The sequence below is a fragment of the Leptolyngbya sp. FACHB-8 genome, from assembly GCF_014695575.1.
Classification (GTDB): Bacteria; Cyanobacteriota; Cyanobacteriia; order Elainellales; family Elainellaceae; genus Vacuolonema.
In genome coordinates, this window is the sequence record NZ_JACJOO010000008.1 from 67,462 (window position 1) to 81,042 (window position 13,581).

General features: G+C 48.6%; 13 protein-coding genes. 10 read left to right on the forward strand and 3 right to left on the reverse strand.

Translation table 11 applies throughout. The annotated features are described in order from the left end of the window. Positions 1–335 precede the first annotated feature (335 nt). Positions 336–536 carry a hypothetical protein gene (locus tag H6F91_RS01430; RefSeq protein WP_190773455.1) on the forward strand — a complete coding sequence of 67 codons (201 nt, stop codon included), beginning with the start codon at positions 336–338 and terminating at the stop codon, positions 534–536. Positions 537–563: 27 nt separating this feature from the next. Here the strand turns inward: H6F91_RS01430 and H6F91_RS01435 are convergent, their stop codons facing one another. Continuing rightward, entirely contained in the window at positions 564–749 is a 186-nt protein-coding gene (locus H6F91_RS01435) for a hypothetical protein (protein WP_190773456.1), read from the reverse strand. Positions 750–1,448: 699 nt separating this feature from the next. Between H6F91_RS01435 and H6F91_RS01440 the strand changes: the two genes are divergently transcribed. Further along, positions 1,449–2,105: an SMI1/KNR4 family protein gene (locus H6F91_RS01440; protein WP_190773846.1), complete on the forward strand. Its 657-nt coding sequence runs from the start codon at positions 1,449–1,451 to the stop codon at positions 2,103–2,105. 80 nt (positions 2,106–2,185) lie between these two features. On the opposite strand, the gene H6F91_RS01445 is transcribed toward H6F91_RS01440, so the two are convergent. Further along, positions 2,186–2,935 carry a hypothetical protein gene (locus H6F91_RS01445; protein ID WP_190773845.1) on the reverse strand — a complete coding sequence of 250 codons (750 nt, stop codon included), beginning with the start codon at positions 2,933–2,935 and terminating at the stop codon, positions 2,186–2,188. Positions 2,936–3,840: 905 nt separating this feature from the next. On the opposite strand from H6F91_RS01445, the gene H6F91_RS01450 reads away from it, so the two are divergent. Continuing rightward, positions 3,841–4,338: a MerR family transcriptional regulator gene (locus tag H6F91_RS01450; RefSeq protein ID WP_190773844.1), complete on the forward strand. Its 498-nt coding sequence runs from the start codon at positions 3,841–3,843 to the stop codon at positions 4,336–4,338. Between the two features lie 26 nt (positions 4,339–4,364). Continuing rightward, positions 4,365–5,345: an aldo/keto reductase gene (locus H6F91_RS01455; RefSeq protein WP_190773843.1), complete on the forward strand. Its 981-nt coding sequence runs from the start codon at positions 4,365–4,367 to the stop codon at positions 5,343–5,345. A 620-nt stretch (positions 5,346–5,965) separates the two neighbouring features. Here the strand turns inward: H6F91_RS01455 and H6F91_RS01460 are convergent. Further along, the gene (locus tag H6F91_RS01460; protein ID WP_190773842.1) at positions 5,966–7,771 is read right to left on the reverse strand and encodes an energy transducer TonB; all 1,806 of its coding nucleotides are present in this window, start codon (positions 7,769–7,771) and stop codon (positions 5,966–5,968) included. A 301-nt stretch (positions 7,772–8,072) separates the two neighbouring features. On the opposite strand from H6F91_RS01460, the gene H6F91_RS01465 reads away from it, so the two are divergent. The 6 genes from H6F91_RS01465 to H6F91_RS01490 all read left to right on the forward strand — a co-directional run bounded on the left by H6F91_RS01465 (position 8,073) and on the right by H6F91_RS01490 (position 13,420). After that, positions 8,073–8,723, forward strand: a complete 651-nt coding sequence (locus H6F91_RS01465; protein ID WP_190773841.1) for a MotA/TolQ/ExbB proton channel family protein — start codon at positions 8,073–8,075, stop codon at positions 8,721–8,723. 3 nt (positions 8,724–8,726) lie between these two features. Then, complete coding sequence (locus H6F91_RS01470) at positions 8,727–9,143, forward strand: biopolymer transporter ExbD (RefSeq protein ID WP_190773840.1); 417 nt, start codon at positions 8,727–8,729, stop codon at positions 9,141–9,143. Between the two features lie 2 nt (positions 9,144–9,145). Further along, positions 9,146–10,171, forward strand: a complete 1,026-nt coding sequence (locus tag H6F91_RS01475) for an iron ABC transporter permease (protein ID WP_190773839.1) — start codon at positions 9,146–9,148, stop codon at positions 10,169–10,171. After that, entirely contained in the window at positions 10,164–11,210 is a 1,047-nt protein-coding gene (locus H6F91_RS01480; RefSeq protein WP_190773838.1) for an iron ABC transporter permease, read from the forward strand. Before H6F91_RS01475 ends, H6F91_RS01480 begins: the two co-directional genes overlap by 8 nt. Next, a complete protein-coding gene (locus H6F91_RS01485) occupies positions 11,207–12,028 on the forward strand; it encodes an ABC transporter ATP-binding protein (protein ID WP_190773837.1) in 822 nt (273 codons plus the stop codon). Before H6F91_RS01480 ends, H6F91_RS01485 begins: the two co-directional genes overlap by 4 nt. Positions 12,029–12,430: 402 nt before the next feature. Beyond that, positions 12,431–13,420, forward strand: a complete 990-nt coding sequence (locus H6F91_RS01490) for an AraC family transcriptional regulator (RefSeq protein WP_190773836.1) — start codon at positions 12,431–12,433, stop codon at positions 13,418–13,420. Positions 13,421–13,581 lie beyond the last annotated feature (161 nt).

Genomic DNA, 13,581 nt, shown 5'->3' on the forward strand with positions numbered 1-13,581 from the left:
CTTAAAGATTACTGACTTAAACAGTATTTACCTCATATAGGCACAGATCTATGGATTGCATAGACGAACTTAACATTATTCCTTAAGAGTGATTACAATACCCTAATGATTTGCTGTCTCCTTTCATAAAAGGCTACAGCGTCTAATCTTCTGGTTTGTGCCTACCCATAAGACGTGTCTTTTTGGGGCGATCGCTCTAGCATTAACCCCCCTATCAGGGGATGGTATAATTGCCTAGTTCAATTTAAGATGTATACGCAGCCTACGTAGGCTTTTGTTCCCTAACAAGTGCTTAGAGTTTAGTCCCTTTGTTACATTTTGTAGGAGACGGACTTGTGGAAGACCTGACGTGGCTGATTGTTTTATCTCCAGCACGACGAAAATCAGTTGGATTCGTTGACTACTACCTGGACTTCAAAGCACTTCCTCGCCTGCCTCATGATGACGCCTATATGGGCGGATGGAATGAGGCTAAGGAAATGGGTGCCAAATCCAAAAGCATTCAGGATAGTAAACCAATACTGACAGGGATGTAATTTGGAAGATAGATAAGCTTTTTCCTGTTAGCTATTGATTTCATTCTTTTCGGCTAGGAAGTTGAGAACTCCATCCAGCGACTTGTAGGCAATACAGGATCGGTCTTCAATGCGGATCAGGACATAGTGTGTTCCCTCCTGTTCCTCAACACTTCCAAGGAAATATCCAAGCTTGTAGGCCAACATAGAAGCGTACCCCATCAAGGTAATCATTGATCCTGTTCCTTCTGGTAATGCCTCACAACCCACTATGGAAACCCATAACGAGTTGGGAGGTGGATGTTATCAGAACTAGAGCCGGTTTGGAAGGGTTATTTTTTCGTCTATAAACCGCACGAAAGAACAACCCTTCCAGACATTGAAACATGTCATAGTACATATCCCAGAGGCTGTTTGAAGTCCGCGAAGGATTAATTTTCCAAACAGCCTCTCACGATAAGTACTATGACCCACAAGAAATTATCAGGTATCCAGGTAGTTACCGTTCTCAGCAAGTCCACGTAACCCGGTTGATCATGACTGTGAATCTGCTGGTATTTCTGCTGTCGAGTAACACCGACGGCAGTGGGAAATACAGATTTCTAGATTCTATGTAATCTTAGCTAGGGATAAGCGTTTTCGAGTGTTGCGCGTTGTGCGGCATTCGAAAACGTTCATGACCAAACTCAGGTTATACAGGCAGGTGTAATAACAAGTAAAGTTAAATGCTCATGACAAAAAGTGTCGTGGCGCTTTGCACCACGACACTTTTTGTCATAAGCATTTAACCCGATATGATATAACCCGCTATGCATTGGGAAGTCAGTGGTTACAATTAGCATAAGACCCAAAGGGCTATGCCATCCACAAAGCGAGCGGCACAGCCCTTTGGGTCTTATGCTTAATTAGGTTGGGCTACTGATTAGATAAATTATGAATGAACTTTGGTTCACTTTAGAACATTGGTTAAGTCAGCACTTCCCTGAAGTACTTGCAGATCTCAACCCTGGATGCTCGGATGAAGAGCTTGATGAATTAGAGCGTTGGTTAAACTGCAGCTTACCAGAAGACTTTAGAGCTTTTTATAAACGGCATAACGGTCAAATCGGAGAAGCTCCGGGATTGTTTTTGGGATTGCCGTTTTTGAGCACGGATGCACTTTACGGTGAATGGTGTACGTGGCAAGGTCTTGCTGAGGATTTTGCGAAAGAAGCTGAGGATTTTAATGAGGAAAGCCGTGCCACAAAGATTACTGGGGAATCTTACCCACATGATGCCATCAAACCCATATACATTAACCTTAGATGGATTCCTTTTTCCCATGATGGATCAGGCAATCATTTGGGCATAGATTTAGACCCTGGCGTTGCAGGAGTAAGAGGACAAGTTATTAATTTTGGGCCTGATGAAAATAATAAATTTGTAATAGCGTCTTCCTTAACAGACTTTGTTACTTGGATAATCACTCAGTACCAAATGGAGAATTATCAGAAAAGTGAGCATTCATTAAACCTTAAGGAACCTCCAAATACACACTTCTTGGATGCAGTACCATCTCTGTTTGGTAGAAGCCGAGGCTCTCTATTGTAATAGCTGCCATGACTAAAAGTGTAAGAATGCCATAACGTATATAAAGAAACCAGAAGATAAGACGTTAGATGATTAACGGACTATTGAGCGAATAAGGTAGTAATGTTGCCGCGAAATGGTGATGCTGTACAGGGAGCCTGATTATCGCAGAGAATCTTGGCCTCAAAGGCGCGATCATCTATCCACCGAAACGTACTCAAATCGGCACTAGCAGACGTCTGCTCAAACATCTTCGATTCTCTACTCTCCAAATCGAGGGCGACAAAAAAGGTAATACCTTCTGTAGATTCTGCAAACACAGCGTAGCGTTCGTCTGCAGTCCATTGCACCCATTCTTGACCACCATATTTTGCAATGCCGATTTTCTCAGCCGATTCTAATTGGCGATCGACTAGAAACACTGCCCAACACAGCCCTGATTCATTCGTCGTGCCTTCGCACGCTTTAATTACGTTAAATCTGCCAGATGGAGATGGGTCAGAAATAATGAGCCGCTGAGCATACATCACATCCCCATCGCTTACATAGGTCACTGGAATTTCTGTAAGCAAAACCTTACCCTGAAACGACAAGCTTCCATCTATGGTGAAGGTCAACCCCTGTACGGAGTCGCCTTTCAAAATTGCTGTCCATTGCTGTACCTCTGGCATGCCACTTGAGGATGGGGCCGCTGCTGAGGATGAAGGGTTGACCGTCGGTACAGGAGTCGGTGTAGTGGTTGCAGAGGGGGATCGTGGGTTGATAGTATTACATCCGGCGATCGCACTACTCATCACCCAAAAACCAATAGCAGCGGTAATGAGTCGCTGTTTACTGCCATTAAGCTTCATTTTGAGTGCCTCAGCATTTATAAATAATCAGTATCACTATCGTGAGTTGATACTCTTGGTAAAAGTCACTTCAGGTCTAAAGCTGTATTCTCCAGCTTAACGACATAATTCGAGATATATGAACTGTGTAGAAAAATGATTCTATTTTGAGAAACCCTCAATTTCTTCTGTATCTCAACTTTGGACTAAATTGGGTTTCGTTTCACTGAAAAGCTTACTAGGCAAGCTTTTCAGCGAAGCGAAACCCGAAACCTGCCGTGCAGCGAAACGTGCTCACAGAGCACGTTTCGCTGCACGGCAGACAGAATTAGTCCAAACTCTAGTCTGTATATGAGCGAATGGAGGGCGATCGCCCTCCACTCGCCCTCAAGAAGCTTGATCCAAGCTCCTATAAAGGCAAAGATTATCTCCTAATCATCAACAGTTTCCTGCGCTTATGACACGTTATTTCTTCATTGCGAATCGACGAAGAAATAACGGTTCTCGGTTTTGGTGCAAGATACAAGTAAACTTGAATAGCACTAACATAAGCCCAAACCTGGGCCAGAGAAAGACCGGGATCTGCTTCAAAACCCCGGCAAAGCGAAGCAATCTAACGCATCCTATGCAAGGTCTCCTTACCGAGGGGGGTCTGGGGAACGGACAGTCGTCTCTCCAGCCGGGGGTTGGGGGGCGACGTGCCCCCAAGCCAGGCTTAGGCAAGCATCCCAGCTTATTTCAGTACTACTCGAGTAAACTGACATCTTGCACCTTTCTAAAACCAAACCCTGGAAGTCCTATTTTTCGTGCGCTTCGTGCACGAAAAATAGGACTTCCAGGGTTTGGTACAAGATCTGAACAAAGTTACTTGACTTAGAGTGCACTCTAAGTTCTAAGGTAGGGTTAACCTTTTGAAGGTGAATCCCATGCAGACCCTAACGATTCAACAGGTTGCGCAGCAGACCGGGTTGTCAGTTCATACGTTGCGTTATTACGAGCGCAATGGATTACTGGAGCCTGTCAACCGAGCCAGTAGTGGACATCGTCGTTATTCAGCGGAGGATATTTCTCGGATTGAGTTTTTGACCCGCCTTCGAACTACAGGAATGTCGATTCGGCAAATGCAAGAGTTTACTCAATTGTTCCGAGAGCGACCGGAGGCGATCGCTGAACGTCGCGCTATTTTGGAAACCCATGAGCAACAGGTGCAAGCTCATATTCAAGAACTGGAGCGCAATCTGGAAGCCATTCGTTGGAAGATTCAGTATTACAAGGGATTGGAAGAGCAACAACAAATTGATGCTACCCATGCTTCTTCGAAAGTAACGACCAATGATGATTTAGTTCGGGTTGATGTAGTAACCAAGAGTGGTGTAGTGGGCGATCGCTATTCCACACCACTTATGAGCAACGTTAATCACTAAACCAACACTAATTTAAGGAGCAAACTATGAAAAAGCGTGCATTAGGAAACCAGGGATTAACAGTTTCGGAATTGGGTCTGGGGTGTATGGGAATGTCTGAATTTTATAGTGGTCGTGATGAAGAGGAAGCGATCGCCACGCTTCACCATGCCCTTGACCTGGGTGTAACCTTTCTCGATACGGCTGACATGTACGGGCCTTTCACTAATGAGCAACTGGTGGGAAAAGCCATAAAAGATCGGCGAGAGCAGGTCATTCTCGCTACGAAGTTTGGCAATGTGCGAACAGAGGATGGTGGTTGGGGTGGAATTAATGGCAGGCCCGAGTATGTACGGCAAGCTTGTGATGCATCGCTAAAACGCCTGGGTGTTGAGACGATTGACCTTTATTATCAACATCGCGTTGACCCAACAGTACCAATTGAGGAAACAGTGGGAGAGATGGCTGAACTCGTACAACAGGGCAAAGTTCGCTATCTGGGGCTTTCGGAAGCGGCTCCAGCAACTATCCGGCGAGCTCATGCTGTGCATCCCATCAGTGCGCTGCAGACGGAGTATTCCCTGTGGAGCCGCGATCCAGAGGATGAAATTCTGCCAACGGTGCGTGAGTTAGGTATCGGGTTTGTGCCTTACAGTCCCTTAGGACGAGGATTTCTTTCGGGAGCTATCACAAAACCAGAGGACTTGGCGGCTGACGACTACCGTCGCAATTCACCGCGCTTTCAAGGAGAGAATTTTTACAAGAATCTGCAATTGGTAGAACAGGTGAAGGCGATCGCTCAGGAAAAGGGCGCTACTTCTAGCCAACTAGCATTGGCATGGCTTATGGCGCAGGGAAATGATATTGTTCCCATCCCTGGGACGAAACGTCGTCAGTATTTGGAGGAGAATGTGGCTGCCACAGGAATTGTATTGACAGCAGATGATTTAGAGCGCATTAATGCAGTAGCACCGAAGGGAGTTACGGCAGGCGATCGCTATTCAGATATGTCTACCGTTAATCGTTAATAATCGGTCAACCTTTTCGAGGAACCCTTAGTTCCTCGAAAAGCCTTTAAAGCGGTTTCATTGGATACTGATAAAACTCAATATGCAGAAACGTAAGTAGGTACTCTTGTTGTGCGTTGTGTGCAAAGCAAAGCACATATAACAAGAATGCATGAAATATAGTGAACTTGCATAAGTTCTAAGTAAGTTGAACTACTTATTATCTATTTATCTATTTATGATTGGTGCGCTCTATTGCCTATCAAATTAAGGTTCTGCTTAAGAAGTTGTGTTAGGCTGCAGCAACATAATACTGAAGCGATCGCGAGATTACTCACCTATCCACGATGAAAAGGAAACCACACCTATAGCAAGGGTCTGTTCACCAAAGATCACAAATAAAACAACCTGTAGTTCTTTGTGAGAGCGGTGGATTTGTCACCCCTCTCACAAAAAGAATTACAGGTTATTAGATGTAGGGCCGTAAACTTAGGAGATTTCCAGATAAGAACTTCCCCATTATTTGGGAAAAAGGCGCGGCGAAGCCGCGCCTTTTTCCCAAATAATGGGGATATTGTTTCTCAGAAATCTCCTTACTACCTATCTCATGAGGAATTATCAATACTCGTGAATCATCCAGTTCATGGTTCAGCCGTATTGCTTGGAGGCTCAGGTGTGTTTTCTCGCGGCGGGGCTACATTTTCAGATCGAGGTGGTGCAGCGGGGCGAGCCGGTTCCGGGGCCGGACGGCTTCTCCGAGGAGTATCAGGGCGCGTAGTTGCGGGTGCAGGAGAACGGTTGAACCTAGGAGGAGATGGTCTTGTAGGCTGTGGTGCAGCAGGGCGAGCGGGCTCCGAGGCTGGGCGGTTCCTTGGTGCAGTAGGGCGAGCAGGCTCTGAGGCCGGGCGGTTTCTTGGAGAAGTATCAGGGCGCTCGGTTGTGGGGGCAGAGGCAGGAGAACGATCGACCGCAGGAGATGGTCTTGCAGGCCGGGTAGGTCTGGATGTAGGTGTGGGAGAGGTGTCGGGTCTGGGAGAAGGACGGGATTGGCTTGGCTCAGCCGGGGGCGCGTTGTTATCAGGAGAAGGTTCTGCTACTGGTGTAGTTGATTCGGTTGTCGTTTCTGAAGGACGCTCTACTGCTTCCCGCTCTGGACTGGGAGTTGCACCTGTTGGGGATGGCGCTACCGAAGGTTCGGATGTGGGTTGAACTTCTTCTGGGGCAGAACGCTCTGCCTGGACTGAGGGACTACGCGATGGTGAGGGGGATTCTGCAACCGTGGGTTCAGCCACAGTGATGCTGCGGCGATCGCCCCGTTCCCTGGCCCGGCGTGCTGCATCCGAGTTGGGTTGCACAAAGTCAATCTCCAGGGGATAGCTTTCGCCAGCCCGAGCGTTGTTTAAACGAACCCGCTCACGGGCCTGTTGTAATGCCGCGCGATCTAAGGCCGCATTACCCGTGGAGCGAGACAGAGTTACGGACACGACTCGTCCCTGTTCGTCGGTTTCCACAATAACCTGTGCTTGTCCTTCAGCACCGTCGGCTGCGTCTGGGTAATCGAAGTCACAGCCCCGACAAGTAATTTCACGGGAGCCCGAGGAAGGACGCTCATTATTTTCCTCTCTAGGCTCACCTAAGCCTGAGCCTGTACCTGTACCTGCACCCGTACCTGTACCTGTACCTGTACCTGTACCTGTACCTACACCCGTACCTGTACCTGTACCTGTACCCGTGCCTATCCCCGTCCCCGATGACGTTGGCCCCGTTGCCGTTGTCACACCTTCTGTAGTGCCAGGACGGGCAAAATCGCTAGGGTTAAAGCCTCGAGGTCCTCGATTAGCATTTGTGTCTACCGCAGAGGAATTTGCTGTCTGTGCAGAGGACTGCTGTGCCTGCCGCAAATCGTTGAGCAAGTCACGCAAATTACGGGGAGGGGGAGCAGGGGTTTCAGCTTCTTCAACTGGCTCGTCGGGTGTTGTCTCTTCGACAGCTTCAGCAACTTCTTCAACTGGCTCGTCGGGTGTTGTCTCTTCGACAGCTTCAGCAACTTCTTCGATAGGAACTTCTGCCGTAGGTGATGGGCTTACTTCTGGTTCTGCAACAGGCTCTTCTACGGCGATCTCCTCAGTTGGTGCGGTTCTCGTCGGGGCCTCAACAACGGTAGCCGCAGCAGCTGCCCCTGGTTGGGGCGCCGCTCCTCCAGGAGAGCCTGAATCAGGAGTAGGAGCGATCGCCGTTTCTTCAGCAAGAGATTCCACAGGCGGTTCTGTCACCACGATGGCAATTTCTTCCTGAATTATTTCATCGCTGACCACTGGCCGGGCCACCTTAAGAAACAACCCTAATCCATGAATGGTTAGCGATCCCGCCAAGCTATAGGTGATAAACCGTTTGAGGGTAACGGTCTGCTTCTCCCGTTGCTGGGCAACCGTGCTTGAGAACGTCATGCGCCCCACCTAATTTGTAAGATGCTTATTGAGAATAGTTCCAACTAACCTGTTTATCCTAAAGTTCAAAGGTTTCACTGTCAATTAAAAACCTAAAAATTCGCAGCTTTTCAAAGGCATCGCCAAAGGTACTTGAAACCAGATAGCCCCTTTGAAGAGGGCATCAAAAATCAATTCTTTCTATAAGGATTGACATCAGTTCCACCACCTACTACTCTCTTTTCTTGAGAAGAGTTTGCAATAATCCAAAAGCCTTATCTCTCTCAACCGTTGATTCGCCTGAATTTTAGCGAGAATCGAAATGCTGATTATTGACCTGTTCTGGGCGGGGGGAGTTGTCATGTGGCCCCTACTGGGGTTTTCTGTGGTAGCGATCGCCCTGATTGTAGAGCGACTCGTTTTTTGGACGCGCATTAATCGCCGCCAACGGCGCATCGTGCGAGATGTGCTGCGGACCTACCCCCACGACTTCCAGGCTGCCCTGCTGAAACTGAAGCAAAATATTGATTTGCCTGTAGCCCGCATTTTCTTGGAAGCCATGGAAGTGGAACATTTCCCTCCCCACGCCTTTCAATTGACCCTGGAAGGTGCCACCCAGGCCGAATTACCCCTACTACGGCGGTTTAACACCATTTTTGACACGATTACAACAACGGCTCCTTTGTTGGGATTACTGGGCACCGTGTTGGGTTTGATTCGCTCCTTTGCGTCACTAAACCTGGGTAGCGTCGGTTCTGAGAGTGCGATGCAGGTGACGGGAGGGATCAGTGAAGCCCTGGTCTCGACGGCGGCAGGATTGGTTGTGGCTGTATTTACCTTGTTCTTTGCCAATGTCTTTCGTGGGTTTTATCGGCGGCAAATTGCTGCCCTGCGGGAATATGGTACGCAGCTAGAAGTCCTACATATGGGCCGCCACGAAGGATTTCAAGCAGCTCTTGCAACGGTGGAGTAAGGCATGAATATCCCAGACGAATTTGAAGAAACTCCGCAGATCAATATTGTGCCGATGATTGACGTCATCTTTGCCATTTTGACGTTTTTTATCATGGCATCGTTGTTCCTAAGTCGTTCTGAAGGGTTGCCGGTTAACTTGCCAAAGGCATCTACGGCACAATCCCAACAGCAAAGCAAAATTGCTATCACCATCAATGAATCAGGGCAAATTTCTCTCAATCGCCGGACGGTTGCCCTGAATGAGTTGGCGTCTCAAATTCAAACACTGATGGGTACTCAGACAACAGCGTTGGTGGTCATTAATGCAGATACCAAAGTAGAGCATGGCCAGGTCATCGCCGTGATGGATGCTCTGAGAACGGTGGAAGGAGCGCAGGTAGGAATAGCGACCCAACGTTCAGCGGCCCCAGCCCAGTAACTATGACTCGAACATCCTTGCCGACTGATTCAAACTCTGCATCCCGGATCCCATTGCGCTGGCTGGGGGTAGGGCTTGGCATAGCCGTTCTTATGGTTTGTCTCCTGCTCAATCTGACCTTAGGGGCTGCCGATATTAATCCGATCACCGTATGGCGATCGCTCATCACCTTCGATGGCTCGACAGAGCATTTGATCATCCAAACCGTACGCCTCCCCAGGGTTTTGATTGCCGCAGCCGTTGGTGCAGCTCTGGCGGTAGCGGGAGCGTTGATGCAGGGTCTCAGCCGCAATGCCCTGGCTGATCCCACAATTCTAGGAATCAGTTCGGGGGCCTCTCTGGCGGTAGTGGGGACTACATTTCTTTTTGGCAATGCATCCATGCAGGTCTACACCTGGGTTGCCTTTGGGGGAGCGGCACTGACGGCGATCGCTGTCTATACCCTCGGTTCTATAGGGCGGCAAGGGGCCAGCCCGTTGAAGTTGGTGTTGGCAGGTTCCGTGATGAGCTATCTGCTTGCAGCTCTCACCACAGGTTTACTCATTCTCAACCAACGCACCTTGGATGAGGTGCGGTTCTGGTTGGCGGGTTCGGTGGCCGGAAGAAACTTGGACATTTTAGGAAATGTATTGCCCTATGTGGTAGTTGGTCTGTTGCTGGCCTTTAGTCTGGGCAAGCCGATGACAACGCTGGCCCTGGGGGAGGACGTGGCACGAAGTTTGGGGCTGCGGACGGGATGGACTCGGGGATTGGTGGCGATCGCCATTGTCCTTCTGGCTGGAAGTTCTGTAGCCCTGGCAGGGCCCATCGGTTTTGTGGGCTTGATTGTCCCCCATGTGGTGCGATTTTGGGTTGGGGTGGATTATCGCTGGATTTTGCCCTATGCCGCCATTTGGGGCGCTATTTTGCTTTCCTTCTCTGATCTGGTTGCGCGTCTGATCATCCGTCCACAAGAACTACCTGTGGGAATCATGACCGCTTTGGTGGGGGCACCCTTCTTTATCTATCTTGCTCGTTCTAATGGTTAAAAGCTGGCTGACAATTAGGCCCCAATCTTTACCGTTGTCCTTCCGAGTCGATCGACGGGTTCCTTTTGTGTTGTTGGTGTTGGGAGCGATCGCCCTGATCACAGCTATCTTCAGTGCTAGCTACGGCGAGTTTCCGATTCCCCCTGTGGATGTGGTGAAAACCTTCTTTGGTTTAAATACCAACAGCAACTATGGATTCGTCATCTACATGTTGCGATTACCACGCATTGTAGCGGCGTTTTTGGTGGGAATGGGGCTGGCGATTGCCGGAACTATTCTCCAGGGTCTAACCCGCAATCCCCTGGCGGCTCCTGAAATCGTGGGAGTGGATGCTGGAGCGAGTCTTGCGGCTGTGTCGTTAATTGTTCTATTTCCATCCATTCCCATTGCCTGGTTACCCCTAGTTGCATTTCTTGGAGCCTGCATTTCTGCATTCCTAATCTATGTATTGGCATGGGATGGGGGTAGTTCCCCCATGCGATTAATCTTGGTGGGAATTGGTATCGGAGAGGTCGCGTTAGCGTTAACCAGCCTGTTGATTACTTTCGGGGACATTAATGATGTGAGTCAAGCTCTGATATGGTTAGCAGGTAGCGTTTATGGTCGCAACTGGGATCACATTCAGGCATTTTTGCCCTGGCTCATTGTATTTATTCCGTTATCCCTGGTCGGTGCCCGTGAGTTGAACACGTTACATTTAGGGGATGATGTAGCGCGTGGGTTAGGGAGTGCCGTAGAGCGGCAGCGTGTGCTGCTCTTGGTGTCCTGTGTAGCTCTAGCAGGGGCGAGTGTGGCAACTGCCGGGGCTGTTGGTTTTGTGGGATTAATGGCGCCCCATTTATCCCGGCAACTGGTCGGTGCATCCCATCAAGGTTTGATTCCTACAGCGGCTCTTATGGGTGGCTTGATTGTGCTTCTGGCCGACTTTTTAGGGCGATCGCTCTTTGCTCCCATCGAACTCCCCTGCGGTTTGATCACGGCTGCTGTAGGTGCTCCCTACTTCCTCTACCTGCTCTATCGCAATCGCAAAACATCATGACATCCCCACTCACGAATGTCCAAACCCAATCGACCTTGATAGCACAGCAGCTAACCCTGGCCTATGATGACAGGCGTATTGTTCAAAACCTCAACCTGGACATTCCTCAGGGGCAGATTACGGCCCTGGTAGGAGCCAATGGATGCGGAAAATCAACGCTGTTGCGAGGGCTGTCACGGTTGCTAAAGCCCGAGAAGGGGACAGTATATTTGGATGGAAAGGCGATCGCCCAACTTCCCACTCGTAAAATTGCTCAGAGAATGGCGATTTTACCTCAAGGCCCGGTTGCCCCCGAAGGATTGACGGTGCGGGAACTGGTAGCTCAGGGACGCTATCCCCATCAGAGCTGGTTGCAACAGTGGTCTCAGGAAGACGAGAAGCATGTGGAAGCCGCTTTAGAAACCACTGGGTTGTTGGATCTGGCAGAGCGTCCCCTCGATACTCTATCGGGCGGGCAACGACAAAGGGCTTGGATTGCCATGACTCTGGCCCAAAACACTGACATCTTGCTGCTGGATGAACCCACAACATTTCTAGATCTAGCCCATCAAATTGAAGTGCTAGATCTGCTGTATGCCCTCAACCAGAGCCGCAATTGCACCGTTGTAATGGTGTTGCACGAACTCAATCAGGCATGCCGTTACGCCGATTTTATGGTCGCTATGCGCGACGGCCACATCTATGCCCAGGGAACACCTGTGGATGTGATGACAGAAACAACCGTGCGGGATGTGTTTGGGCTGGATAGCCGAATCATTCAAGATCCAGTATCAGGGACACCTCTGTGCATTCCTGTGAGCCAAATGATAAGGCATTAGTTCGGCTTGAGGATATAGGTAAAGAGGCGATCCCAATGGTTGTAAAAATGATTGGGTTAATGTGTATCAATTGAAATGCTTTATCACACGAATGATAGCTACTGTTTAGCTATCTTGCTGCTGGTATCCATAATGACCTGTTGAGTGCGGGATAAGGTTACAGAATCTCCTCGAACAAACTGGAAGCAGGTTATAGAAATTCTGGTAAATATTAGAGCGTATTTTAAAGCTACCTGGAAGTTTTTGCGCACCTTACGCACGAAAAATCTTCTAAAACACGTTCTAGTCAGTTTTCTGAGGTCGCTCCGTGGCTGTCTGTGGGCGAGTCGCAGGGATTACAAGAAATCAGAATATTGAAAATTTGTTCAATTAGTCTTTCAAGCGCTACTGACATACTCTGCCATGACTATAACCCTTACTTCAAAAGCCTTCTGGGATCTTTTTGAGGAAGAAACCGAGCATCAGCCTATATCCCAACCCGACACCTTCGATACAATTTACAGCTACCCAGCAGTCCTGGGAAAAGGTAATTGGCGGGAGATTGAGTTGCGTGAGGGAATGAGTTTAGTAATCTCCAACTACTGCCTCCACACAGGCTGTATCCTGCAATTACCAGAACGGCCACATCCTTTAGAGTTCATACTATTACTGGAAACTACACAACGATCCAATCATTCAGGCATAAAAAGTGGACGATACGAGCTATTTGGCAGCGGTTTTGCACCAAAGGAGACAACAGAAATCCTTGCAGCCAAATCCACTCTGGCTATCAATGTTCACATTGATCTAGATGTCTTTCAATCATTTTGGGGACATGGTTCTGAGTTATCCTCGTCACCTTTAAAGGCATTGCTTCGAGATGCCGATCAGCAATATTACACCCATTTCGGGATGATAACGGCTGCAATGCAAATAGCAGCTCAGCATATTCTCCAATGCCCGTATCGGGGATTAACGAAACGGATGTATTTGGAAAGCAAAGTTTGGGAGTTAATGGCATTACTGGTGGAGGAAGCCGCCCAGGATCAGCCTCGCCCAGCATCCCGTCCAAGGCTCAAGCCTGAGGATGTAGAGCGGATTTATCAAGCTCGCGATATTTTGTTGCAACAGTTGGGAGATCCTCCATCTTTGCTGGAATTAGCTCGCCAGGTAGGGCTCAATGACTGCACCCTGAAGCGAGGATTCCGTCAAGTGTTCGGCACTACCGCCTTTGGTCTGCTCCACGATTATCGTTTGGAGCAGGCCCGCCAACTCCTGGAAAGTAGGGATTGCAATATTTCAGAAGTCGCACGTTCCGTTGGATTTGCAAACCGCAGCTACTTTGCTAATGCGTTTCGCAAAAAGTTTGGCATCAATCCAAAGGATTATCGTAGTTATAAAAATTCCGCGTAGTGTTCAAACTATTCCGTCCAGCAGTCAATTCCATCTCTAATCAAACACCACCAACCGCTAAGCTAATTCTTGAGAATAATTTGCAGTAACGAATCCAGTTCTGATCTCCCAACGTTCCTTAAAGCTGGTTGAAAATTCTTTGTGCACCTCGCACACAAAAA